Source organism: Streptomyces sp. NPDC057877, assembly GCF_042796855.1.
Lineage (GTDB): Bacteria > Actinomycetota > Actinomycetes > Streptomycetales > Streptomycetaceae > Streptomyces.
On sequence record NZ_JBHVMS010000001.1, the window covers coordinates 331378 to 356485 of the forward strand.

18 protein-coding genes and 1 pseudogene are annotated in these 25108 nt (G+C 71.2%); 8 read left to right on the forward strand and 11 right to left on the reverse strand.

Annotated elements, in window-relative coordinates; all coding sequences use genetic code 11:
* Window positions 1–204: 204 nt before the first annotated feature.
* Both ACFVQG_RS01555 and ACFVQG_RS01560 read right to left on the reverse strand, forming a co-directional pair.
* Entirely contained in the window at window positions 205–2490 is a 2286-nt protein-coding gene (locus ACFVQG_RS01555; RefSeq protein WP_383375542.1) for an NACHT domain-containing protein, read from the reverse strand.
* Between the two features lie 272 nt (window positions 2491–2762).
* Window positions 2763–3551 carry an SDR family oxidoreductase gene (locus ACFVQG_RS01560; RefSeq protein WP_383375544.1) on the reverse strand — a complete coding sequence of 263 codons (789 nt, stop codon included), beginning with the start codon at window positions 3549–3551 and terminating at the stop codon, window positions 2763–2765.
* 117 nt (window positions 3552–3668) lie between these two features.
* Here ACFVQG_RS01560 and ACFVQG_RS01565 point away from each other — a divergent pair, with 117 nt between their 5' ends.
* Window positions 3669–4307 (forward strand): TetR/AcrR family transcriptional regulator, encoded by a 639-nt coding sequence (locus ACFVQG_RS01565; protein WP_383375547.1) that lies wholly within the window; start codon window positions 3669–3671, stop codon window positions 4305–4307.
* A 346-nt stretch (window positions 4308–4653) separates the two neighbouring features.
* On the opposite strand, the gene ACFVQG_RS01570 is transcribed toward ACFVQG_RS01565, so the two are convergent.
* Entirely contained in the window at window positions 4654–7707 is a 3054-nt protein-coding gene (locus tag ACFVQG_RS01570; RefSeq protein WP_383375549.1) for an ATP-binding protein, read from the reverse strand.
* Window positions 7708–8037: 330 nt separating this feature from the next.
* Between ACFVQG_RS01570 and ACFVQG_RS01575 the strand changes: the two genes are divergently transcribed.
* Together ACFVQG_RS01575 and ACFVQG_RS01580 are read left to right on the forward strand one after the other, a co-directional pair.
* Window positions 8038–8670 (forward strand): hypothetical protein, encoded by a 633-nt coding sequence (locus ACFVQG_RS01575; protein WP_383375551.1) that lies wholly within the window; start codon window positions 8038–8040, stop codon window positions 8668–8670.
* A gap of 355 nt (window positions 8671–9025) precedes the next feature.
* Window positions 9026–9631, forward strand: coding sequence for a dihydrofolate reductase family protein (locus ACFVQG_RS01580; protein ID WP_383375553.1), 606 nt, complete (start codon window positions 9026–9028; stop codon window positions 9629–9631).
* A gap of 144 nt (window positions 9632–9775) precedes the next feature.
* On the opposite strand, the gene ACFVQG_RS01585 is transcribed toward ACFVQG_RS01580, so the two are convergent.
* Window positions 9776–10324, reverse strand: coding sequence for a hypothetical protein (locus ACFVQG_RS01585; RefSeq protein WP_383375556.1), 549 nt, complete (start codon window positions 10322–10324; stop codon window positions 9776–9778).
* Entirely contained in the window at window positions 10321–12819 is a 2499-nt protein-coding gene (locus tag ACFVQG_RS01590) for a molybdopterin oxidoreductase family protein (protein ID WP_383375560.1), read from the reverse strand. Before ACFVQG_RS01590 ends, ACFVQG_RS01585 begins: the two co-directional genes overlap by 4 nt.
* 293 nt (window positions 12820–13112) lie before the next feature.
* Here ACFVQG_RS01590 and ACFVQG_RS01595 point away from each other — a divergent pair, with 293 nt between their 5' ends.
* On the forward strand, window positions 13113–14384 hold the full coding sequence (locus ACFVQG_RS01595; protein ID WP_383375563.1) for a cytochrome P450: 1272 nt from the start codon (window positions 13113–13115) through the stop codon (window positions 14382–14384).
* Window positions 14385–14627: 243 nt separating this feature from the next.
* Here ACFVQG_RS01595 and ACFVQG_RS01600 read toward each other — a convergent pair whose 3' ends face one another.
* The 3 genes from ACFVQG_RS01600 to ACFVQG_RS01610 form a co-directional block, all read right to left on the reverse strand.
* A complete protein-coding gene (locus ACFVQG_RS01600) occupies window positions 14628–15434 on the reverse strand; it encodes an SDR family NAD(P)-dependent oxidoreductase (protein WP_383375565.1) in 807 nt (268 codons plus the stop codon).
* A 306-nt stretch (window positions 15435–15740) separates the two neighbouring features.
* A complete protein-coding gene (locus ACFVQG_RS01605) occupies window positions 15741–16466 on the reverse strand; it encodes an ANTAR domain-containing protein (protein WP_383375570.1) in 726 nt (241 codons plus the stop codon).
* Window positions 16467–16692: 226 nt separating this feature from the next.
* Complete coding sequence (locus tag ACFVQG_RS01610) at window positions 16693–17898, reverse strand: PP2C family protein-serine/threonine phosphatase (protein ID WP_383375572.1); 1206 nt, start codon at window positions 17896–17898, stop codon at window positions 16693–16695.
* A gap of 331 nt (window positions 17899–18229) precedes the next feature.
* Between ACFVQG_RS01610 and ACFVQG_RS01615 the strand changes: the two are divergent.
* Window positions 18230–18313: pseudogene (locus tag ACFVQG_RS01615) on the forward strand (four-helix bundle copper-binding protein); the annotation flags it as partial.
* A 79-nt stretch (window positions 18314–18392) separates the two neighbouring features.
* On the opposite strand, the gene ACFVQG_RS01620 reads toward ACFVQG_RS01615, so the two are convergent.
* On the reverse strand, window positions 18393–19856 hold the full coding sequence (locus ACFVQG_RS01620) for an aminotransferase class I/II-fold pyridoxal phosphate-dependent enzyme (RefSeq protein WP_383375574.1): 1464 nt from the start codon (window positions 19854–19856) through the stop codon (window positions 18393–18395).
* Window positions 19857–20052: 196 nt separating this feature from the next.
* Between ACFVQG_RS01620 and ACFVQG_RS01625 the strand changes: the two genes are divergently transcribed.
* Complete coding sequence (locus ACFVQG_RS01625; RefSeq protein ID WP_383375575.1) at window positions 20053–21249, forward strand: amidohydrolase; 1197 nt, start codon at window positions 20053–20055, stop codon at window positions 21247–21249.
* Between the two features lie 245 nt (window positions 21250–21494).
* On the opposite strand, the gene ACFVQG_RS01630 is transcribed toward ACFVQG_RS01625, so the two are convergent.
* Entirely contained in the window at window positions 21495–22037 is a 543-nt protein-coding gene (locus tag ACFVQG_RS01630) for a DUF6924 domain-containing protein (protein ID WP_383375577.1), read from the reverse strand.
* Window positions 22038–22256: 219 nt separating this feature from the next.
* Window positions 22257–23531: a PHB depolymerase family esterase gene (locus tag ACFVQG_RS01635; RefSeq protein WP_383375579.1), complete on the reverse strand. Its 1275-nt coding sequence runs from the start codon at window positions 23529–23531 to the stop codon at window positions 22257–22259.
* 343 nt (window positions 23532–23874) lie between these two features.
* Here ACFVQG_RS01635 and ACFVQG_RS01640 point away from each other — a divergent pair, with 343 nt between their 5' ends.
* Together ACFVQG_RS01640 and ACFVQG_RS01645 are read left to right on the forward strand one after the other, a co-directional pair.
* Window positions 23875–24051 carry a hypothetical protein gene (locus ACFVQG_RS01640; protein ID WP_383375581.1) on the forward strand — a complete coding sequence of 59 codons (177 nt, stop codon included), beginning with the start codon at window positions 23875–23877 and terminating at the stop codon, window positions 24049–24051.
* A gap of 76 nt (window positions 24052–24127) precedes the next feature.
* Window positions 24128–24868, forward strand: coding sequence for an NAD(P)/FAD-dependent oxidoreductase (locus ACFVQG_RS01645; RefSeq protein WP_383375583.1), 741 nt, complete (start codon window positions 24128–24130; stop codon window positions 24866–24868).
* Window positions 24869–25108: the final 240 nt, after the last annotated feature.

Sequence of the window (25108 nt, forward strand, 5' to 3'; positions counted from 1 at the left end):
GCGCTACTCAGGCAGGTCACGCCCGCGACCGCTCCGCCAGCCCCGGCCCGCGCCACCGGACTGCGGCGGGGCAGGGCTGACAGGCCATCAGGCGGATGCGCTGTGCGCCTGGGCCTCGAATGGGCCACGGGCGCCTGAGAGCACCTCCGCGCCACAGAGGGCCTCGACGATGTGCGACGCATCGGCTCCCGGCGCGGCGGGTTCTCAGTGAAAGGGAGCTGGGGTCGGGCGAGTGTCCGGACGGGGGGCCGGGACCGGGGCGCGGTGGGCGAGACGTTCCTGGAGGCGGGCGTGGCGGAACTGGTAGACGGGGCCGACCTGTCGCAGGACGCCGAGCCGGTGGGCGTCGTCCAGGAACGCCTGGAGGCGCCAGGGGAGCAGGCCGCGGGTGGCGAGCAGCAGGCGGGCGGCGGTGTAGTACGGCCAGGCGCGGGCGGCGAGGGCGAGCACCAGACCGGTGGGTCCCACGCCGAGCAGCAGCCCGACGAACTCCGCCGCCTGCGTCTTGCCCTGCAGCAGCAGGAGGAGACCGCAGGGCATGGCCATGAACAGCGGCGCCGCACAGCAGCTCACCAGGGTGAAGAGGCGGTCGGCGCGGACGGTCGCCGCAGGGTGCACGCGGTCGTCAGCGGTTGTCGTGCCGCGGATGAAGTACAGCAGGGCCTGGCCGGTGCCGAAGAGGACGCCGAAGCCCAGGCCGTATGTCCAGAGTCGGGTGGCGGACTGTGCGGTGGGGGGCACGACAAGGCCGTAGAGCCAGAGGGCGACGGCGGTGAGGAGCGTGGTACCGGCGACGAGGAGCGCGGCCCGCGCGAGCCTGCGGGACCGGTGCGCCGGGGCGAGCGTGCCACGACTCGGCACGGGCGGCGGTGCGGGGAGCCCACACGGATGCAGGACGAGCAGGTAGGAGAAGCCGAAGACGCACACGCAGCCGACCGCGTACCAAAAGGGCCCCACCTCCCGTACCGGGTCGACCGTCATCCCGGGCACCGCGAAGGCGAGGCCTGCCAGCGCGGCGCCGAGGGCCGCGCCCGCGGGACGGGCGGGGATCCACGCGGCGGTCAGGCACACACACCACACCGCTGCGGCAGCGGACTGCGCATACCACTCGGCCACTCCCGGCTCCGGCGGTGGCACCCCCGGCAGAAGCCGTGCGACGGCGCAGCCGAGCAGGGTGAGGAGGACCAGTGCACCCGCCAGCACGGTGGCACGGGACCAGGCACGGGCGACCGTGGGCACGTCGTCGTGCAGCCGCCACCAGGCGAGGTCGTAGGTGCGCCGCCGTGCCATCCCGCGGGCGAGACGGGTGAGGTGGCGGTGGGCTTCCCCGGGTCCGTGACGGCGGCCCGGGTCCCGGCGCCGGGCGCGCTCGTAGGTGACGGGCACCACGGCGTCGAGGAGGTGGTCCTCAACGGCTTCCCGGGTGGCGAGCCCCAGCAGCACCGAGGGATCGCCGGTGCCCTCGGCGTAGACGGTCCGGGCCAGGGCCACGTTGAGGGGGCTGGTGAGGGCCTGCGCGAGGGCGCCGTCGGGGTGGTCCCGCAGGTGGTCGGCCACACGATCCCAGCGCGTGCGGGACGGAGCCGCCGTGGCCAGGCGCAGTTGCTCGAAGGAGTCCGCGGCACGCAGGGCAGCGGGCTCGATCACCGGGGCACCGACGAGCGGGCCCGCCCCGGCCGCGGCGGCGCGGAAGGCCTCGGTCCGGCAGGTCAGGACCAGCGGGGCCGAGGGGTCGAAAGCGTCCTTGAGCGCCAGCAGGGCCGCTTGCCGGGCGGACTCGGGAAGTTCGTCCAGACCGTCGATGACCGGCAGGATGCGATGGCCTTCGAGGAGGTCGTCCAGCGCGCTCGGGCCGTAGGCGTCGGCGTCGGTGAGGGAGGGGTAGTCAGCGGCGACGCGGCGGCGCAGCCAGACGGTGCCGTTCTCCCGGTCGGGGTCGAAGGAGGCCGCGGTGAGGAGGACCGGCACCGGGTCACCCGGGGTGCGGGCGTCGAGCAGGGCCAGCGCCAGCAGCACGGCGAAGGTCGTCTTGCCGGAACCCGCCGGGCCGAGGACCACGAGGCGGCGGGGAAGGGGCGGTGGGCCCAGGACCGCGGCCAGTTCCTCCGGCCTGTCCACCTGGCAGGAGACCGGACCGCCGATCAGCGGGACGTGGCCCCGCGCCTCCTCCCCCGGCGAGTCCGACCAGGTCACGGGGAGCGGCAGCGGGGTGTACAGACCGCGCAGCCGCGCCTCTTCGCGCCACTGCGCCCGCACCAGCCGGGCCAGGGCTTCCTGGGCCCGGGTCAGCTGGTCGTCGTCGGATCGCGCCCGGCCGGGAGAGCGGCGCCGACTCCACACCGAAAGCGCGCCGAACACGGCGATGACCGTGGCGAGGACCGAGGCCGCGGCGGAGGCGGCGTCCGCGTCCGCCGCCACCCACAGCACCGCCAGCACCAGGGACACCGCCGCGCAGACACCCCAGAGGACCTTCCCCTCCCCGTTCCGCATGCCAGCCCCCATCTGCCCACCGGCAAGAACAACGTGCAGCGAGGACAACGAGGTGCGTAGGCAGCGGACACGAGGCTGGTGGTGGCACCGGGGGCGTTCGGAGGCGGACACAACCGCGCTTCACGCCGGGTCGGTACCGACGTGCCCCTACCGCAGGTCCTGGCGCTTGCCGAGGCGGCGGGCGCGGACACCTCCCCTTGCGAGCGTCCCCCTGCGGCACAGCGTTGAGGCTGGTGCGCCCCCGACGGCACGCTCCGTACTGCCAGGCCAGCTCAAGCTGCGACGTCGGCTTCGGGTGGGAGCGCGGGGCCGAGCAGCAGACCCCCGTCCAGGACGAATTCCGAGCCCGTAGCGAAGGATGCGTCCGGGGAGCTGATGAAAAGCAACAGGTGGGTGATCTCAGAGGGTTCGGCGAGGCGGGGGATGGCGAAGGGAGCGGGCGAGTACAGGTCGGCGATGGCCGACTGGCCTGCCACGGTGGGTTCGTTGATCAGCGGTGTGGAGACGACGCCGGGGTGGATGGAGTTGACCCGGATGTTGTCCCGTCCCAGCTCCAGCGCGGCCGTCTTGGTGAGCCCGCGCACCGCCCACTTGCTGGCGGTGTAGGGGGCGTAGAAGGCCGTGCCGCCGTGGGCCATGGTCGAGGCGATGTTGACGATGGTTCCGCCGCCGCCCCTGCGCATTGACGGAGCCACGGCCCTGATGCCGAGGAACTGGCCGGTGACGTTGACGCTGAAGGTGTGCTCCCAGACACGGAGTTCCGTGTGCTCGACAGGAGCCGCCGGGTTCTGGACGCCCGCGTTGTTCACCAGGATGGTGACCGGCCCGAAGTGGCCTTCGACTTCTTGCACCGCCGCGGCCCAGTCGTCCTCGCTGGCGACATCCAGGTGAACGGACAGCGCCCGATGACCGAGCTGAGCCGCGAGGGCGCGGCCCGCGTCGTCGTCGCGGCCGGCTATGACGACGTTGGCCCCCTCGGCGTAGTAGCCCCGCACATGGCTGCTGCCCATGCCCCCGCTGCCGCCCGTGACGATGACGGTGTGGCCCTCAAAGCGTTTCATGCGCGTCCTTCAGTCGGATTTATGGTGAGCCGAGTGACTCACCTTCCCTCCCAACGTAAGAGAGGCCCGGAGGTGAGTCAAGTGACTCACCTCGTAGCGAGGGGCATACTGGACGGCATGACGGCACAGCCTTCGGAGTACCACCGGCGCGTGGCAGCGCAGAAGCGGACGTCCATCATCGAGGCAGCGACGAAGCTGTTCCTCGACTCCGGCTACGACGGCACCTCGCTGGCCCGCATCGCCCAGGCGGCCGGGGTGTCGAGGGCGACTCTGTTCAAGCAGTTCACCACCAAGGCGGCCCTGTTCGAGGCGATCGTCACCGAGTACTGGAAGGTCGACGACGAGGAGGTGCCACTCCCCGAGCCAGGGAACCTCCGCGAAGGGCTCGAGATCATCGGACGCCGGTACGTGGCGCTTCTCACCCAGCCCGGCATGGCCGCCCTCTTCCGCATCGTCATCGCCGAGGTACCGCGCTTCCCGGAGCTCGGCGAGACGCAGTTCAGGCTCGGCAAGATGCCCTACTTCGAGTCGGTCCGCCGCTACCTGGCAGCGGAAGACGCCGCCGGTACGGTCCTGCTCGACGATGCCGAGACGGCAGCGACCCAGTTCCTCGGGATGATCTCCAACTACGTGTTCTGGCCGCGGATGCTGCTCGCCACCTGGGAGCCCGACGACTCCTCCGTCATGAACGCGGTCGATCAAGCGGTGCTGACCATGCTCGCCCGATACGGCACGCCGAAGCCGCACGGCACCTGAGACACCAGCCCCCCACCGCTCCGCGTTACCCACCCGGCGCTTCCCGCACAGGCAGGCCCCCCGCCCCCGGTTGGGGCGCTCCTTGGACTGCCGCCTTCGCGATGAAGGTGCACCCCCGGACACGACGCGTGCCAAGGGATAGGACATGGTCCCCAGCAGGCAGTGCCACCCGACGTCCTGAGCCAGCTACGACGAGGGGGCGCCGACCTGCGCCTTCGAACCCCCATGGAGTGGCTGGACGGCCACGGACCGCCCTCACAACCTGCCCTCTCGTGAGCGCGCCTTGACTCTGGCCGACTGCGGCGGGACACGGAACGTCCGCTCACGCAGGCGCACGGCGGTCCGTCTAGCGTTCGATGTGATCGGCTGTGGTGGCGCGCAGGTCGTCAGGCGGAGGGGCGCCGACGTCGGTCAGCAGGGCCAGGGCCCGGGCGCGGGCGTGCGGGGCGGCGGGGTCGTCAAGAGCGTCCAGGGTTCGACTGCACACGGCCAGGGCGCGGGCTTCGCCCAGGCGATGGCCGGTGCGGCCGTGGACCACCAGCGCGTCGCGGGCGTGGGCGAGCGCCGCGTGGTACGCGCCCTCGGCGGCGGCGATCTCCGCCAGCTCGGTCAGGGCCTGCCCCTCCACGACCCGGAATCCGCTGCGCCGGGCCAGATCGAGCGCCTGGTCGGCGTGTGAACGGGCCTCGGCGCGGTGCTGCTGTCCGCGCAGGACGGCGGAGAGTCCGAGGAGGGAGTCGGCCTGGACACGGGTGTAGCCCGACCGCCGCGCCAGCAGCAGCGCGTGGCGCTGGAGGTGGGCCGCCTGCTGGTCCCGCCCCAGTCCGTGGTGGGCGGCGGCGAGCCCGTTCAGGATGGTGGCCCGGACCGAGAGCCGTCCGGTGTCCTCGACGAGCGCGTGGGCGCGTTCCCCGAGTTCCAGCGCGGTGTGGTGGTGACCGAGGTCGCGGTGGATCATGGCGATGGTCGCCAGGGTCATCGCGTGGCCGACCCGGGAACCGGCCGGTGCCTCGGCGGTCAGCACCTGTTCGAGGGCTTCCAGGCCTTCCCGCAGCATGCCCATCTCCCAGCGGACCAGACCCAGGGCCTGGCGCGGCAGTGTGGGCGGCTCACGGCGCCATTCGAACCGCGGGTTCATGCGCAGCGCCAGCTCCAGTACGTCGGCCGCCTCGGCCAGCATGCCCATGTCCCGGTAGACCTTGCCGATGGCGGCCAGGACAGTCGACTCGGCGGCGGTGTCACGGTGCGTGCGGGTGATGCGCAGCATGACGGTGTAGTGCCGCAGGGCCTCGTCAAGGTGCCCGGTGCTCCAGCTCGCCAGGCCCAGGCCGCCGTGCGCCCAGCCCTGGCCGATCGGCCAGTCGGCTCGTCGGCTCAGTTCGAGCGTACGCGTGTAGTGGTCTCGTGCGTCCTGGTAGCGGGCCATGTCCCAGGACGCCAGGCCGAGTGCGATGTGCATGGCGGCCTGGCCGCGCAGGTCACCTTCCGCGGCAGCGGCGTCCAGGGCGGTGCGCGCGGTGGCCCGCCACACGGACCGGGGCAGGCAGAACCAGAAGTACCGGTACATCGCGTCGGTGAGGTGCCAGGAGACCGCTCGGCAGCCGTGGAGCGCTGCGTGGTCGACGGCGGCGAGCAGGTTCGCGCGCTCGCCTTCCAGCCGCTCCAGGGCTCGCGGCCCTTCCGCCGCCGGGTCGCGCGGCGTCGGCCCGTCCGTGGCCACGGTGCTCGTCGTCTGTTCGTCCGGAGCCCACTCGGACGGTGCTTCGGCCGGGCTGACGAGTTCCGGCGGCACATCGGGGAACAGCCACGGCCCGGCGGCGGCCCGGGCCGTGCGCAGGTACCACGCGGCCAGGCGTTGGAACGCTTCCGTGCGCTCCGCCGACGTCTCTTCCCGCGCGGCCCGTTCACGGGCGTACTCGCGCAGCAGGTCGTGGAAGCGGTAGCGGCCGGAGCCGTGGTTCTCGACCAGGTGGGCGGCGGCCAGGGCTTCCAGCAGCCGCTGGGCCCGCGGGCACGCCACCGCCAGCAGCGCGGCCGCGGCCGGTGCGGTGAAGTCGGGGCCTGGTACGAGGCTCAGTCGGCGGAACAGTTGCCGCGCGCCGTCGTCCAACGCCCGGTAGGACAGGGCGAACGCGGAGCGCGGGGTGCAGGCGGGGTCGTCGTCGAGTTCCAGGGCGGCCAAGCGGTCGCCCGCCGCCAGTTCGGCCACGAGGTCGGCGACGCGGCGGCCGGGAGCGAGCAGGAGGTGGGCCGCGGCCACCCGCAGGGCCAGCGGTAGGCAGCCGCACAGCTGGACCAGTTCCGAGGCCGCGTCCGGCTCGGCGGCGATCCGTCTCCGGCCGAGGAGCGCTTCCAGCAGCGCACCGGCTTCCCCGGGATCGAGGACGTCCAGGACCAACGGGACGGCCCCGTCGCGGGCGATGAGGCCGCCCAGGCGGTTCCGGCTGGTGACGAGGGTGTGACAGGAGGGGCTACCGGGCAACAGGGGACGGACCTGGTCGGCGGAGGCCGCGTTGTCCAGGACCAGGAGCAGCCGTTGGTCCGCCACGCGGGAACGGTAGACGCGTATCAGCTCGTTCAGGTCCGCGGGGATGTCGGCGGGCGCAACGCCGAGGCTGCGCACCATGTGGCCCAGCGCGGTCTGCGGGAGCGTCGGCGCCTGGTCGTGGTCGAAGCCTCGCAGGTCCACATACAGTTGGCCATCGGGGAAGCGCTCGCGCACCCGGTGTGCCCAGTACACCGCCAGGGCGGTCTTGCCGACACCGGCGCTGCCGCCGATCGCGGAGATCACCGTGGCGGGCGCGCAGTGCGCGCGACCGTCCAGCGGCAGAAGGGCGTCCAGCGCGGCGAGTTCGGCGGTCCTGCCGCTGAAACCAGCTACGGCGTGCGGCAGTTCGGCGGGTATGGGCGGGACGGTTTCCGGTTCGGGCAGCGGGCGCGGACGGGCCCGGGCACCGGGCGCATGGGCCTCGGATCTGGACACACGTACCGGGGCGCCGGATGGTGGGCGAGGCCCCGCCGCACGCGTCGGCGCGGTCCGCGACGCGGCGACGCCCTTCGCCCCCGCCGGTCCGGGGTGCCGCCCGCGCTGTCTGAAGGCGTGTTCCACGACGGCGTGGCGGGGCCGCCAGTACTGGTCCACGCCCGTGTGCGGGGACATCTCCGCGATCCGTCCGTGGGCGTGGGCGTACCGCTGGAAGCCGTTGAGCAGCCCGCGCACCACATCCCAGTCCGGCGGCCGCCGGACGTCGCCGCTGAGGATGGCGCCCACCTGGCTCTTGCCCAGTCCCACCTGCGTGCCGAGAACGCGCAGACTCGGTCCGCCCGCCTGGCTCCACAACAAGCGCAGGTCGTGGCAGAAGTCCTCCAGGAGCACGCCGGGTGTGTCCGTTTCCGTCACGCCGCCCTCCCCCTCTTCCGCGGCGCGGCCCCCACCCGCGTCGAGCTGCCGGTCGGCATCGCTCCGAGCATGCGCGGAACGCGCCGAGAATGACGGAAACGAACACGTCAAATTCCTCACCCGACCGCACGGAACACCATGACCTCCCGCGTCCGCGGGCGTTCGGATGTCCGGTGCTGTCCGGCGCACCGGACACCACCGTCTCCCCAGCCAGCGCAGGCCCGTCATCCGTCCGTCGCCGTCCGGTCCCGGGGCCTCCCGGCCGCCGCGTCCCCGACGATCAGCGCGTTCCTTCGCGCATCCCCCTGTTCTGCTCTGTGACGAGGAGGCATGATGACCGATCACCATGCGCGGGCCAGGGGCGGCTCGCGCCGCTCCACGCGCCGCAGATCCCGGGCCGCGGTCGGGGCGGTACTGGCCACCCTGGTATCGACACTGACCGTCGGCACGTCGACGGCCCACGCCAACGACACGAGCTGCCCGAGCGGACTGAACTGGTCCTACTACAGCTGGCCTGAATGGAATCTGAGCTACTGGGGGGCTGATGAGTACGTGGTGAACTCGTCGCAGCCCACGTTCCTGGTCGCCGAGGAGCGCTCGGTCAGCAACCACACCGACAGCGTGGCCACCGCCACCTTCACATCCTCGGTGTCGAGGACTTACGGCCTCACCTTCACCGTCGGCGTCTCCTCCACCCTGTTCCAGAAACTGACCACCAGCGTCAGCGCGAGCATCACGACGAGCACGACAACCACGACCGGCGTCTCGGCCAGCGCGCCCGTCCCCGCGCACGGCCGGGTCATCGGCCAGTACGGCGTCGAGGCGTACAGCGTGAACTACACCCTCAACAGCTACACGTCCTACAGCGACCTTCCTGGCGGAAACTGCTCCCTGTCGCAGTCAACCCAGGGCACGAGCGTCGCCCCAACGGTGTACACCGGCTGGCGAGTGCTGCCCGGCTGACCGGCCGGACATCCCCGCCACCACGCTGGCACCCCCACGGGCAGACCTCGCGGGGGCAACGGGAGCACGCGCCGCCCTCGTGCCGCGAGTCGATCCGCGCTGCCCGGCCGGACGGCTCGCCTGTCCACCCGATCCTCGACAGCACGCACACCACCGTTCCCAAGCGCGTAGTGATCACCAGCAACTGCATGCATAGCGCAACCATCCAGGGCTCCGGGCCCTCAAAAGCGGTGCCGCCCCGCCGACCTGATTGGCTACGGCGTCGGCGGATTTCCTGGTTGGTTCACGGCGCGGCCGATGAGTTTCCGACTCCCGGCCGGTCCAAGCTCGTGACACCCCACGAAAGGACACCGCCATGTCGGAACTCCTCGTCGACTTCATCACCTCCCTCGACGGCTACGCGTCGGGAGAGGGATGGCCCGGGTTCTGGGGCCTCGAGGGCCCGGAGTACCTCGCATGGCTCGGCGAGCAGCCCAAGGCCACCTACCTGATGGGCGCGAACACCTACCGCCTGATGTCGGGCTTCGCCGCGGGCGAGGTCCCAAGCGGCCAAGACGAGTTCAGGCCCGAAGAGGAAGCGTCCGTCGACGAGCTGACGCAAGCGTCCAAGGTGGTGTTCTCCTCCTCCCTCGAGGAGCCACTGACGTGGGCCAACTGCACACTCGTCCGCGACGACGCCGTCGAGACGGTCCGCGCCATGAAGTCGAGCGGCTCGGGCCTCCTCAGCACGATCGGCAGCCTCAGCCTGTCCCGGTCCCTGCTACGAGCCGGACTCGTCGACCGCTTCCGGGTCGTGATGTTCCCGGTGATCACCGGCGCCACGGGCGAGGAACGCATCTACGACGGCTACCCGGACGTCGCCCTCGAGATGACCGACCACCGCACCTTCGACGGCCGCATCCAACTGGTCGAGTACAAGCCCCGCGTGCTCGAACACCCGCCCCTCAGCGTCCCCGCGTGACGCCGCCCCGTCCGCCGGTCTGGACAGGCCTGGCCATCGCGCTGACCTGGGACTTCGACAGCTGGGTGACGCCCAGGGACCCGGCGAGCCGAGTCGGCTCGGCTCGGCCTCTCACGACCTGCCCTGGCACACCTTGGTGGGGTGTCATGAGGAAGCAGGTGGAGTAGACAGGGACGGAGTAGACAGGAGCGGAGTAGACACGAGCGGAGTAGACAGGATCTGCGGGGCCAAGTTCTTGATCATGGTGTTGGTCCAGCGCATCTGCCGCAGGGTCTCGGGGTGGCACGCGGACACCAGGGCGAGCAGCCCGTCGTTCTTCGTGGCCTGCGCGGCCTGGGCGAGCATCTCCCAGTGCAGGGAGTTCTCCGTGGCGGCGAGGTGCAGCTCGCGCAGGTCACGCAGGAGCAGCAGGCCGGGTTCGGGGCGGTGGGCCACCGCTTCGGATGTCCTCTCCGTGAGCGTGGACAGCAGGTGCGGGAGACGCCTGTGTGCGCGCTCGCCGAGGTCCAGGTCGTAGTGACCGGCGGTGTCGGCCAGGCGCTGGACGTGGGTGCGGGACCAGTCGGCGAGGTCCAGGGCGACGTGGTGGACCTCGTGCTCGGCGTGGTGGCGCTCGGCCACGGCCGTCAGGTGCCTGGTCAGGTGCTTCTCGCCATGGTGGAGGACCCTCAGGGTGAGGGTGATGCCGTTCACCGGGCGTCCTTTCGAAGGCCGTCCCATGTGGGGTCGGGCGTCTGGGTCACGTGGGCGGACCGGCCTCCGGCCGTGGCGGGTACGGCCTGGGCGCCGGAGACCGACGCCGGGGCGGACGCGGTGGTCGTCGGGGCGGCAGCGCTGCCGCCGTCACCGCGTTCCACGAGGCGCAGCGCGGCCGCGGCGGTTTTGAACAGGGGTTGTTTGGAGACCGGGTCCCAGTCGGTGATGGTGGTCTCGTTCGCGGCTCGTCCGGGGGCGCCATGGTCGGGGGCGTGTCCGGTTTCGGTGTCCCAGTAGCCGTAGTGGAAGGGTACGAAGATCAGCCCGGGGCGGATGTCGGTGACGCGTAGCCGTCCGCGCAGGGCGCCGCGTGGGGTGCTGACCTCCACCAGGTCGCCTTCGCCGAGTCCGAGCGTGGCCGCGTCGGAGACGGAAGCCTCGACCCACACGTCGGGGGCCGCCGCGTTCAGCTGGGCTGCTCGCGCGGTCTTGGTGCGGGTGTGGAAGTGGTAGATCGTCCGGCCGGTGGTCAACTGGAACGGGTGGTCCTCGTCGGGCGTCTCGTGCGGCGGAACGTAGTCGGCCGCTTTGAGCATGGCCTTGCCGTCGGGGTTGAGGGAGCGGTACTCGACGGCCTCCTGGGCCGCGCCGGTCACCAGGTCCTTGCCGTAGGACTCGCTCACGTCGGGGTGCGCCCAGCTGATGCCGTCGGTGTAGAGGCGCTCGGTGCCGTCGGGGACCTGGTCGTTGCACGGCCATTGGATGCCGCTGCCGCCGCGCAGCTTGCCGTAGGTGAGACCGGTGTAGTCGCAGGGGCGGCCGTCGCTGCACCGTTTCCACGCCTCGAACGCCGACTCGGGGTCGTGCCAGGTGATCAGCGGTCCGCCGTCCTTGTCGCGGAAGTTCATCCGTGCGGCGTAGTCGAGGAAGATGTCCAGGTCCGGCCTGGCCTCGCCGGGCGGTTCGACGGCCTTGTCGGACAGGTGCACCGTGCGGTCGGCGTTGGTGAAGGTCCCGGTCTTCTCACCCCAGGTCGCCGCTGGCAGCACCACGTCGGCCAGTTGCGCGGTCTCGGTCAGGAACAGATCCTGTACGACCGTGAAGAGGCGTTCCTGCTTGAGGACCGAGCGGATCCGGGCCAGCTCGGGCAGGGACACGGCCGGGTTGGTGCCGCTGATCCACAACATGCGGATGGAGCCCTGCTCGGCGTAGCGGAACATCTGCATCGCGTGGGTGGGGGGCGCGTAGTGCGGGATGGTCTTCGGGTCGACGTTCCACACGCGTGCCAGGTCGGCGACGTGGCTGTCGTTCTGCCAGTTGCGGAAGCCGGGCAGGTCGCCGTTGGCTCCGCACTCACGGGTGTTCTGGGCGGTGGGCTGGCCGTTCATCTGGAGGACTCCGGCGCCGGGGCGGCCGAGCATGCCGCGGATCAGGTGGAGGTTGTTGATCTGGACGGCGGCGGCGGTGGCCTGGTGGGACTGGTAGACGCCTTGCAGCACCGTGGAGAGCAGCCGGTCCGCCGTCCCGAGGACCTCTGCGGCCTCACCGATCCGGGCGGCGGGTACGTCACAGATGTCGGCCGCCCATGCCGGGGTGCACTTCTCCACCCGGGCGGCGAGTTCCTCGAAGCCGACCGTGTGGGCCGCGACGTAGTCGTGATCGATCCGGTCGACGCGGATGATCTCGTGCAGGAGGGCGTTGAGCAGGGCGAGGTTCGTACCGAGGCGCGGGGTGAGGTGCACGGCCGCCCTGCGGGCCACCTGGGTGGGGCGCGGGTCGACACATACCAGGCGAGGTGGGTCACCGCCCGCCAGCCGGTCCAGGACACGCATCCACTGCACGGGCTGGGTCTCGGCCAGGTTGTGCCCGAAGAGAGCGATGACGTCGGCGTGGTCGATGTCGTCGTAGCAGCCGGGCTGTCCGTCGCAGCCGAAGGTCTCCTTGAGCGCCTCGGCGGCGGTGGCGGTGCACAGGCGGGTGTTGCCGTCCAGGTGAGGGGTGCCGATCCCGGCGCGGGCCAGGACGGCGAGGGTGTAGTACTCCTCCAGAAAGAGCTGTCCGCTGGTGTAGAAGCCGATCGATCCCGGACCGCGTTCGTCCAGCAGCTTCCGTGAGCGGGTGACGATCTCCCCCATCGCGGTGTTCCAGTCGCACTCCACGAGACGGCCCTCGCGGCGGACGAGCGGCCTGGTGAGACGGTCGGAGGAGGCGTTGGCCTGCCAGGCGAAGAGGTCCTTGGGCCCTAACCGGCCGCGGTTGACCCGGTCCTGGGCCCGGCCGCGCACCCCGGCCATGCGCCCGTCCACGACGGCGACGTCCATGGCGTCCCCGTCCGAGTGGAGGATCGACGCGGTCTGCACCCATCGGTCCACCTGTTCCGGGGCAACGCCTTCTGCCAGGTAGGTGTCCACCCGTGCGGGCCACGGCTCGTGCCGTCCGTAGGGGGTCCGGGCCCCCCAGGGCTGCGCGATCCGGTCCACCGATGAGTCCACGCCCGCCTCCCAGCGTTCAGTGCGGCCCGCGTTACCCGACCCGCCGCGCGACATCGGTACCCCTTGTGTGTGCTGCCTAACGTTTCCGGCGAGGGCTCGGACCGGCGGCCACGTACGGCGCGCGCCCGCTGCCGCCCTGGTGGACCGTGGGCCGACCTACGCCACGCGGCCTCTCACGGTGCGCTCCTCTCACTCTCACTGTGCGCTCCTCTCACGGTGCACTCCTCTCACGGTGCACTCCTCACCCACCGGCCGTCATGTGTCCCGGCTGCGGGCGGGGGCACCCGGTGGCCATGCAGATGCCGACCACGCCCTTGATCGACCGTTCCCTGCCAGCTCTCGTCCGGGGCTACTCCTGGTTGCCCGGTGTGCTGCGGGAACGCACCGACGGCGTGGCCCGCACCCGGGTGCTGGGCAAGCCGACGCTCGTCCTGCGCGGGCCGGAAGCGGTGCGGTTCTTCTACGCCGAAGGGAACGTACGCCGCGGCGGCGCCCTGCCGGGGCCTGTGCTGAGCACCCTGTTCGGTCATGACGCCGTCCACACGCTCGACGGCGAAGCTCACCGCGCCCGCAAGGAGTTCTTCCTTCCGCTGCTGCACCCCGACCGGATCGCCAGCCTCGTCGAACACGTGACGGCCGTGTGGGACGACGAGGTCCGGCAGTGGGGCGGGGCCGGGCAGACCGTGCTGTTCGACGCGGCGAGCGTGGTGCTCACCCGCGGCGTGTGCCGGTGGGCGGGCGTTCCACTCGACGAGGACACCGAAGAGGCGAAGGACCTCGCCCGCGACCTCGTCGCCATGGTCGACGGCTTCGCCACCGCCGGGCCACGGCACTGGCGAGCACGACGTGCCCGGAGCCGCCAGGAGCAGCGCTTCACCCAGCTCGTCGAGGACGTGCGCGCCGGTGAGGCCGTCGCCCCTGACGGATCGGTGCTCGCCGCCGTGTGCGAGCACCGCGAGGCCGACGGCGAACTGCTCCACCCGCACACGGCCGCGGTCGAGCTGCTGAACGTCGTCCGCCCCACCGTCGCGGTCTGCTGGTTCGTCGCCTACGCGGCGCACGCCCTGCATCTGCAGCCCAACCAGCGCGAGCGGCTGCGCGGCGGCGGCACCGCCTACGCCGCCGCGTTCGTGCACGAGGTGCGCCGCTTCTACCCGTTCGTGCCGTTCCTCGGCGGCCTGGCCGTCCGCGATCTGGCCTGGCGGGGAGTCTCGCTGCCAGCCGGTGGGATGGTGCTGCTCGACGTCTTCGGCCAGAACCACGACGAGGAGCTGTGGGGTGACCCGTTCGTCTTCCGCCCCGAGCGGTTCCTCGAGCACCCGGTCGAGCGTGACGAGCTGGTCCCGCAGGGCGGCGGCGAGCCACGCACCGGTCACCGCTGCCCCGGGGAGGGACTGACCATCGGGCTGCTTGAGGCTCTCGCCCTCCGTCTTGCCGATCTCGACTACACCGCCCCCGACCAGGACCTGAGGATCTCCCTGCGGCGCATCCCGGCGCGAGTGCGCAGCGGCTTCGCCGTACGGAACGTGCGGACGACGAGCGAGCGCACGCCGACGCCCGCGTGAGCCGCGCACCGCCGAGCGGCCGAGCCTCCCGTCTGCGGTTCTTCCTCGGACCGGCCCGCGGTACGCCGGTCCGAGCGCCCCGTACCGCAGACGGCGCCCTCCGCACCCGTCAGAGGGTGGTGCGCTCCCGTCGTCGGGCAACGGAGTCCGGGGGCCCGGTGCCGACGGACCAGATACCCCGGACGTGCGCGGCGACGCCCGCCCGCCACCTCAGGACGCCCGCCACCTCAGGACGCCAGCCACTCAGGACGGCTGCTCGGGGGCCTTGCCGGTTCCCGGTTCCGCCAGCCGCCGGTGGGCCGCCGCCTTGACCCCGTCGGGCAGCACCTTCCCCGCCAGCCCCAGTGCCTTGGTCTTCAAGGACCCGGTCACGGCCTTCGTCTCACCCGCCACGATCGCTTCGAACGCCTGCTCGGCCACCTGTGCCGGGGGGTCCTTCTCCATGGTGCCCATCCGGGTGTCGTCCGCCATGCCCGCCCGTTCGAAGAAGGCCGTATCCGTCGGACCCGGCATGAAGGCGGTCACGGTCACGCCGGTGTCCCGCACCTCCTCCGCCAGTGCCTGGGCGAAGGACTGCACGAACGACTTGGAGGCGTTGTAGACGGGCTGGAAGGAGCCGGGCATCGTCGAGGCGACGGACGAGGTGAAGGCGAGCCGACCCGCTCCTCGCGCCGCCATCGCCCGCAGGAGCGGCTTGGCCAGCCGCACGGTCGCGGTGACGTTGAGGTCGATGACCTCCTGATCGTCGGCGAGGTCGGTGTCCACGAAGGCGCCGCCCCGGCCCACACCGGCGTTGAGGACGGCGACGTCGACGGTCAGTCCGTCAAGCGCGTCGAGAAGGCGGAAGCGTCCCTCGCCGGTCCGGAGATCGGCGCGCACGGCGCGGACCTCCGCGCCCGCCTCCCGCAGGTCCTGGGCGGCGGACTCCAACGCCTCGTCCTCGGCGTTCAGCACCAGGTCGTAGCCGTGGTGCGTGAACTGCCGGGCCAGTTCACGGCCGATTCCGCTGGATGCGCCGGTGATCAGGGCGAGTGGCCGTGTGTCAGTCATGACGGACGGGTAACCGCCGCGCCCTGTGTCACGCCTTGGAGGACGGTCGTACGACCGTCACTCGCGGGCTGCGCGCACACGATGATCGGGAAAGGGCCCGTTACCAGCCCTGGCACTCGGCAACACAAGTCGCATCCGTTCAACCGCCGCCCCTCGACCCGCGTGCGGGGGGTGGCACACCGGGAGTCCATGACCAGAACCCCGAGGTCGGCGCCCTGCCGATCCGCGGCACCGACAGCACCAAGGACCGGCTCGCCAAGGCCCTCGGCCGGAACTGACGCCCTCCCCCTCCCTCCCGGGCCTCTTTCAGCTGCGGCGCCTGAAGGCAGGGTCCACGGGAGGGCGCCCGCTGACGCTGGCGACCAACTGGGCGCACACGTCCCGGAGTTTGACATTGCGGTGCTGGGAGGCGGAACGCAGGATGCCGAACGCTTCGTCGGCGGTGCAGCGGCGCTGGCCCATGATGATGCCGAGCGCTTGGTCGATGACGCTGCGCGACCGCATGGCGGTCGCCATCTGGTCGGCCAACTCCTGGGCGTTACTGATCCGCTGAGACAGGGCGATACCCTCGGTCGCCTGAGCGGCCAGGGCACGCAGAGCCGCGAGGTCCGCGTCGGCGAACGCTTCGGGCGGGTCGGCGTAGAGATTGAGCGCGCCCGCGGTGTCGGTGTGCGGAGCGATCGGCAGGGAGAAGGAGGAGCGGACACCGCAGGAGGCGGCATAGGCGGGATAGTCGCCCCACCGGGTCTCGTCCAGCATGTCGCCCACGGTGATCTCTTTGCCGCTGCGCAGGGCCTGCAGGCAGGGGCCGTCGTCCTGACCGTACTGCTTCTCATCGAGTTTGGGCGCCGCGATCCCCGCGCTGACCACCGTGAGGGGGCGGCCGTCCCGCTCCAGCGTCACTCCGATGCCTTCACAGGGGACCAGTTCCAGGGCGGCGTCGGCCAGCGTCTGGAGGAATGCCTCCAAGGACTCGGTTTCCAGCAGCCACTGGGTGATGTGACCGCTGTCGTACGGGCCCTCGGCGTTCATCTGGTTGTCCCTTCGCGGTGATCCGGGCGCCGAATCCCGGTCGCAAGTCGGTCGGTTCGATCTGCCACCAGGGCCGACGGCCTCCAGACCGCAGGGGAACATCTCCGGTGTGGCCACCGACCGGCACGGTTTGCGAGCGGTACGGCATGGCCTTCGAACTCCCACGCTACTCCCCGGTCACCGCCCCCCGCCGCCGGTTGCCGACACACTGGCACCGGGCGGCTGCTCACACGGCGGCGCCCTGGCCCCCAGGACCGTGCCATGCGCAGCACAGGACAGTGGCGTCGTCGTCCAGCACGCCGTCGTGGTAGTCGAGAACCGAGTGGACCAGGCGGCGCAGGGTTTCGGGAAGCGAGACCTCGTCCGCGTGGTGGCGTACGAGGAAGTCGACGAAGCGGTCGAGTCCGAACAGCCGTCCCTTGGCGTCGCGGGCTTCGGTGATGCCGTCGGTGTGGAACAGCAGCCGGTCACCGGGTTCCAGCTGTTCCCGGCAGACGGTGTGGGTCAGGCCGAGATCGGTGCCCAAAGGGTGCGTGGGCGGGCACTTCAGGATGGTGGTCCAGCGGCCACCCCGAATCAGCACCGGTGGCGGGTGACCGTAGTTGACCCAGCTCAGTTGTCCGGTGCCGAGGTCGAGGTCGGCGATGACGCCGGTGGCGTAGCGGTCACGGTGGAACTGCTCCATGAGCGCCGCTTCGATGGCGGCGCCGGTCTCGGCGAGGCTGGCGCCCCTACGGCGGTGGCTGCGGCAGGTGGCGACGGCCAGGTTCGCCGTCAGCCCGGCGGCGGTGTCGTGTCCCATGGCGTCGAACAGGGCCAGACGGGCGGTTTGACCGGCCAGCGCGTAGTCGAAGGCGTCACCTGCCGTCTCGTAGGCCGGTTCCATGACCGCAGCGATCGTCACCCTGCCGTTCGAGAACACCTGCGGCGGCATCAGGGTCCACTGCATCTCAGCCGAGGGGCTCATGGGCCGGGTGCGGGAAAGCCGGGCGTAGGAGTCGCTGTAAGCGCGCTTGGACACCAGCAGCAGGCCCAGCAGGGAGGCCAGATCCTCCCTCGCCTTCCCGTCCGCTCCCCCGGTCGGCACGGCATCCACCCGCAGGACGCCCAGACGCTCGGTGCCGTCCAGTACCGGCACCCAGTGCCGTCCTCGGCCGTCGGACACGGCACCGCCCAGACCCCGCTGGAAGGCCCTGCCCGCGAGGGTGGCGTCGATGCGCAGCTCCTCGCCCCCGTGCCCGGCGTCCGGACCGTGGCCGGTCAGTTCACGCAGCACGTCCTGCTGCAGGTCGGCCAGGAAGATGGCGACCCGCCCCAGGCCCGCCCGGGTGGCGTGGGAGGCCACCAGGGTGGGCAGGTCCTCGAACGTCGACAGGTGACTGGCCCGGGTCAGGGCGGTCAGTACGCGGGCCGGGTCCTCGTACGCTGCCACGGTCTATTCCCCTCAAGAGGGGACTGCCCGCGTCCGTCCGTCGCCCTCGTCGAGAGGGGCCTGGGCCTGCTGGTGGCTGAGGAAGACGGGAAGCCCGGAACACACTGCCGCCGTCAGCCTACTGCAGTCACCGCCGCGCCCTGGGCGAGGTCGGGTAACACCCTCTCCGGGCCCTCTCTCCGACGGCGAGGGCCTGCCGCCCCGGGAGTCTTCGCGCCCGGGCGGGGTCGTCCAGAGGCGTCCGGTGCTACGCGTCAAGGGTCGGGGTCCGCCCCGCTCCGGACCCCCACCGCACTCACTGGAGGTCCGCTTGAACGCCGCGATCCGGGACATGCTCGCCACTCACCCCGCCGACCTGGGCGGTGTGGACCGTGGCGAGTTCGCCCGCTGCATCGAGGACTGCGTCGCCTGCGCCCACCGAGCCGGGCCCCGCCGGGACCACATCTTTCGCACGGCCGGGTGGGTGGGCGGGCGCCGCGTGCGATCAACCGTCGTCAGTCCCGCGCCACCACACGGAGCGTCTTGAGCGAAGGGTCGGCCGCGTCCGGGATCAGGACCCCGTGCTCGACACCGCTGCGCAGGTAGTCCATCACCTCGTCGGTGATGACTTCACCGGGAGCGACGACGGGCACCCCCGGCGGGTACGGGCTGATCATCTCCGCGGCGATCCGTCCCGCGGACCGCTCGACGGGCACGTGCTCCACCGGGGCGAAGAACGCCTCCCGCGGCAGCATCGCCTGCTCCAGTTCCAGGGACGAGGGCTCGGGCAGGCGCACCGGCGGCTGCTTCTCGATGGAGTCGGCGCCCTCGACCAGCGCGCGCAGGGCGTCCAGCAGGACCTTCTCGGTCTCGTCGTCGTCGGCGTGCGTGAGGGACGCGCTGATCCGGCAGGTGTCGGAGCCGCCGACGTCCACCTGCCGGTTCGCCCGCAGCCATTCGGCCGCCTGCATGCCGCTGATGCCCAGTTCCCGTACGTCGATCACCATCTTCAGCGGGTCGAACGCGGCGGCGAACCCTTCCTCGACGACCTCCCCGCCCATGGGCCGCAGGCCGGGCAGATCGCCGACGGCCGACCGGATGCGCTCCGCGCGGTGCAGCGCAGCGTCCAGGAGATCGTGTCCGTGTTCGACCATCTGACGGCGCCAGCCGTCGAGGGTCGCGTAGACCAGGGAGGAGGCACTGGTGGTGCCCAACAGGTCCTCCCGCTGCTTGAGGACCTCCGGCGACACCCGGTCGTACTGGAGGTGGAAGACGGAGCTCTGCTCGATGGCCCCGCCCATCTTGTGGACGCTGGTGACCACCAGGTCGGCCTCGGCGTCCATGCCCCAGGCCGGTAGCCCGGGATGGAACGGAAGGTGGGCCCCCCACGCCTCGTCGACGATCAGCGGGACGTCGTACTCGTGGCAGACCCGGGCCACGCCCGCCACGTCCGCACAGGTGCCCCAGTCGGTGGGAGTGATCAGCAGCATGCCCTTGGCATCCGGGTGCTCCTGAAGGCTGCGCCGGACGTCGTCGGGCTCCGGCGGGTGCACCAGGTGCCGCCCGGCGTCGAACTTCGGGTGCACCCAGATCGGCTCCACACCGTTGACGACGACGGCCGCGATCACCGACTTGTGCGCGTTGCGGGACAGCAGCAGTTTCTCGCCGGGACCGGCCACGGCCAGCATGGCGGTCTTGACCGACAGTGAGCTGCCACAGGTGGAGAAGAACGCCCGCTCGGCCCCTACCGCGTCGGCCATCAGTTCCTGGGCCTGGCCGAGCACGTTCTGGGACTGACGGCGGTCGTCCAATCCGTTGAGGGACAGTACGTCCGACCGGAACACGTCCAGCCCGACGATGTCCGCGACCCGCGGGTCCACGCCTCGGCCCTGCTTGTGCCCCGGCGGACCGAAGACCACGTCCCCACGACGCCGGAACTCCTCGAGCGCCTCCAGCACGGGTACCCGCGAGTGATCCATCGTTCCTCCCAGCGGTCATCCTCCACCCGGCCGTTTTCGGCGCGGCGACTGCGCTCCGCGTCGTCCGAGAGCACACCGGACGTGTTGCACCGGTTCCCCGGTCGAAACCCGGAAGTGTCGCGAAGCCCGGTTGACGGCACCCGGTGGTGCACGGCGCGAAGACCGACGACCGCGCACCTTGATCCGAGGAGGCCAGATGGCTCGTACGCCTTCCGACGACGACACGCATGCCGACATCCACGACAGGCTGCGCGCAGAGGTCGCGAAACGGGCGGATCAGTTGTGGGAGGTCGCCCGCGAGTTGCACGCCCGTCCCGAGCACGCCTTCTCCGAGCACCACGCCGCGGCGCTGCTGACGGGCGCGCTGGAGAGCGCCGGTTTCGAGGTCGAGCGCGGGACGGCCGGGATGCCCACCGCGTTCACCGCCCGCTCGGGCCGGGGGCGTCCCGCCGTGGCACTGCTGCTGGAGTACGACGCCCTGCCGGGTCTCGGCCACGCCTGCGGACACAACCTCATCGCAGCCGCCGGTCTGGGAGCGACGCTCGCGCTGGACACGGTGCTGGACGCCTCGGCCGGGCGCGTCATGGCGGTCGGGACGCCGGCCGAGGAGGGCGGGGGCGGAAAGGTCCTGGAGGTGGAGGCTGGCGTATTCGACGACGTCGACGCCGCGCTGATGTTCCACCCTGGCGTGTACGACTGGACGCGGGCGCCGCTGACCGCACAGGTGCAGCACCGGGTGGCCTTCCACGGCCGCGCCGCGCATCCCACCGGCAACCCGACCGAGGGCGTCGACGCTCTCTTGGCGCTGGTCGAGCTGTTCAACGTCCTGACCGCCCTGGGCAGGCGTCTGCCAGCAGCCTCCCACATCCAGGGGATCGTCACCGACGGGGGCACGGCGACCAACATCGTCCCGGAGTACGCGGAAGGGCTGTTCGGCCTGCGCGCGGCAACGAACGAGGCGTTGGAGCACCTGACCGGGCAGTTGCGCGCCGCCGCCGAGGGCGTCGCCCACGCCACGGGCACCCGGGCCGAGGTGGAACGGGGCACGCTCCGCTACGAGCACTTCCGTGACAGCGGCCCGCTGTCCGAGACGTTCGCCGGACACCTGTCCGCGGCGGGGATCGAGCTGACGCCGCCCGCGCCGGGCGTCTACCTGGGATCGTCGGACATCGGCAACGTCAGTACACGCGTGCCTGCCATCCATCCCTTCGTCGCCATCGCGAACGACGGGTCCGACCACACCCCCGAGTTCGCCGCGGCAGCCGCCTCCCCGCGGGCCCGCGACGTGCTCGTCGCCGTCACCGGCGCGCTGGCCTGCACGGCCGCGGACCTGCTCCTCGACGCGGACTTGCGCGAGAAGGCGTGGAGACTGCACCGGGAGGCGGGACGCTGAGCCATCTCCACCACAGCCGTCTTCACCGAGTCCATCGCCCCGCATCCGGCCGCAGAAGGCGTCTGCGCGGCGTTGGTTCCCCTGGCGCTCTCCCAGTCCCTGCGCCGCGGAGCTTCCTTCTTCGGCACGGCTTCCAGGTGGTCCGGGTTGCAGCAGAGCGGGGGATGTTCAGCGTCCAGGTGCAGGTGCAGGTGCCGGTGCCTGCCGCGTGGGTACGGTGGTCAAAGCCGTGTCGGCCCTCGACTTCACCGGTGGCCCCAGGTCTGTCGACGGTCGCGTAATTGGGTCTGTCCGCAGTTTCGTGAGACCGTCCAGAAGGACCGGTAGATCCCCTCGGGATCATCGTGAGCCCATGCCGCGTACTCCTCGAAGCCCGAGTTGTCGATGCTCAGGTTCGCGTGGACATCGTGGAGCCCTGCGGGGATGGTGCGGAAGTCGCGACCGAACTCGGTCAGCCGTTCGTAGTCCTCTTCATCCACGCACTCCTCCCCCGTCCGCGTCGTGGCCGCCAGCAGCGGGTGGCTCTCGGCCTGCGTGGTTGTACGGTCGGCGAGAAAGACAACGGCCAGGTTGTCGTCGCCGCGGACCGCAGTCAGCACCTCGTCAACGGTCGCCCCTGCCCAGGCCGGATCGTCGAGGAAGTGGACGCGTGCCTCGTACTGCCTGTCTCCCCAGGGTTCCATCAGCGCAGCCGCCACATCCTGCCACGCCTGGTCGTCGAGGTAGTCGGTTCTGACGACCAGGGCATCGAACTCATCACGCCCGGTGGCGGCGGGCAACTCTCTCATGGATCCATCTCCTCGGTGACGATCGGTGAGCCGTGCCCGACTGTCTCACGGGCCGTTTTCGAGGAGCGGGTCCGGAGGAGGGCTGGCAGCCCCGGAACGCCGAGGACGGCCCTTGCGGCACGGTGCGCTTGTGCCGCAAGGGCCGAGGGGGTGATCGCACCCGCCGAATCCCCCTGCGTGTCACACAGTTCGAGCGCCGCCTTGACGACCGCGGCCCTCTCAGTGCCGACGCTGGGCGGCCATCCACTGCCAGATGTGCGTTCCGTCGATGCTGGGGTCGTTGCGGGCGACGTAGATCCACGAGAAGTGGCCGTTGAACCGGTAGCCGTTCCAGATGACGTGGTCGTACAGCGTCATCAGCGATCCGCGGATCACCTCGTGCGCGTGGACGGTGTTGGCCTGCGAGTCCACGACGGTGTCGTCGCCGGAGGTGACGAGCCAGCTGGGGGTGGTGATCCGGGCCAGCTCACTGTCGGGGAGCAGCGGGGCTCCTCCGGGCGGGAAGGCGGTGACGATGCCGCAGATCGGTACGGATGCGGCGAACAGGGTGGGATAGACGGTGGTCATCTTCATGCTCATGTAACCGCCGTTGCTGCACCCGGCGACGTAGATCCGGTCGCGGTCGATGCGGTGCCTGCGGACTACCTCGCCGATGATCTCGTGGATGAGGGGGGCGAAGCGGGGGCCGTCCTCCATCCAATAGGAGGTGCTCTGCGGGGCGAGGACGTAGGCGCCGCCGAAGATGCGCTGCGCCTCGGGGGTGGCGAAGCCGAGGGCTCCGCGGTTGGCCCGTAGCGTGGTCTCGTTGTCGTAGTAGTTGTTGGGCAGTGAGGCGCCCTCGCCCCCGCCGTGCAGCCAGACGATCAGCGGACGCCTGTCGCGCCGGGGGGAGTGGACATCGGTGGGTGAGTACAGCCGGTACTTCATTCCTGAGCCGGAGACGTGGGCGCCGAACGCGTCCACCTCAGGGTCCGAGAGCCGGGGGTTCTGCACGAACTTCTCGATGACGACGGTTCGGTGATTGCGCAAGACGATCGGGGCGTGCTGAGTGAGGGTGTAGGTGAGGTCGAGCATCACGTTGCGGCCCTCGTCCGCGAGGTAGCTGAGCGTGCTCCCCCCGATCTGGCCTTCCCCGTGGCCCAGTTCGAGCACGATGTTGCCGTTGCGGTCGAGCCGAGCAGCGGTCACCGCGCGGTCGAGGTCGTAGTCGCTGACCCTGTCGTCGTCGGGGGCGGCGGGGAACGGCCTGGTGCCTTTGGCGTGCACGCCAAAGGTCGCGCTGGTCAGGCTGGCCGGGTCGATCGGGCCGAGCCGGGCGGTCTCGAGGGTGATCGAGGTGACCTGTTCGCCGCCGTCGAGCACTTGGGCGTTCAGGGTGAATCTGACGGTGGCGGGCGTGCGGTCGGCGGCGTACGCGGCGACGCCGGGGAGGGACAGCCCGGCGGCTCCCGCGCCGACGGCCAGAACGGTGCGACGGCTGATACGTGTTGCCATGCGGGCTCCTTATGGGGTCGGAGGCTTCACCGTGGCCTGTGCGCCGCACTCGTCTGATGCGGCCACAGCCGACACGAGGTCAGTAGAACAGGGAGGATCGCCGACGGGCAGGTCTCTGCCGGACAAAGGATCGCGCTGCAGTGCCCGCGAGTTCGGAGCGATGACAAGGCCAAGATCTGCCTCGCACGGCGGGCGCGCGACGTTACCGGCCGGTTCAGCGGACCCGCGAACTCGTCGGCGGGCCGACTCTCCCCCTCCTCCTCGGGGTCAGCGTGGGCGGACAGGTCGGCGACGCAGCGGGTCTTACCGAGGTAGGGCCGCTGCGCAGCGGCAGCGGATACGTATGTCCCTGGCGGACTCTTCGGCGGACTGCCAGTCGCTGGACGAACTCGCCACTTTCGTGGTCGGCGTCAACCAGTCGCTGGCCGTCCTGAGCCGCATCGGGTCCCCGGACTCCGAGCCGCGGTCCGTGGCCCGCCTCGCATGCTCCACGGTGGCGGACGCCATCGCGGCAAGCTGACAACCCGTGGGGCGGTTTCGTCCGGTCGTACGCAGTACGAACACCGGCATGCGCCACGCGACCGGACATCAGTCGGGTGAGCCGTGCGCGGGTGCACGCCGCCCGCTTCCGCGCCCACGCGGCGTCCGTCGAGAAGGTCCGCACCCTCGGCGTGGAGATCGTCACCGACTGCGAGGTGAGCCGGCTCATCGGCGCCGACCGGGTGGAGCGGGCCGAGATCCGGCACCGCGTCACCAAGGAGACCCGCCTCGTCCCGGCCGGAACCGTCGTCGCCGCGCTCGGCTTCCTCGCCGACCTCGGGCCGCTGCAACACTGGGGGCTGGACCTCCAGGCCCGGAAGATCACGGTCGACACCCACATGGCGACCAACCTGCCCCGGGTGTTCGCCGCGGGTGACATCACCGACCACCCCGGCAAGGTCCGCCTCATCTCGGTCGGCTTCGGCGAGGCCGCCACCGCCGTCAACAACGCGGCCACCGTCATCGACCCGGAGGCGGACCTTTTCGCTCCCCTCTTGCCACGGTCGGTCGGATACCGCCAGCCCGCCCTCAACGACGTGCTGCTGCAGACGTATCCGCATTCGCAGCGGCTCATGGGGGTCTGCCGGGTCGGAAGCGAGGCCAACGAGGAGCTGAACGCAGCGGCGCGGGCCACCGGTGCGCTGCGGCCGGAGTTCACGGCGGGCGGCCTCCACGGACTCGTCGTCGACAACACCCTCGCCTTCAGGCACGGCACGCGGCCTCCCCGGGACTATCACGACCGCCGCACCATGTACCTCCTGGACGGCATCCGAGGCTCCTCCGCCGCTTCTGGCTGACGATGACTGCACACCTGCCCTAGTGTTGCGCGTCGCCCTGCGGCGTCGTCTCGCTCAGGCGCAGCGCGAAATGCGTGCAGCCGGGTCACGGTGGATGATCCAGAAGAAGGGCCCTAGCCGATCCGGCCGTTCCCGCTCCCGCACTCACATGACCCGGTCACGCTGGGAGGGGCACGCACCCCTCGTACGGACGGATGAGCGGGTGCGATCGCACATCAGGCACCCGAAAGAGTCACAGGC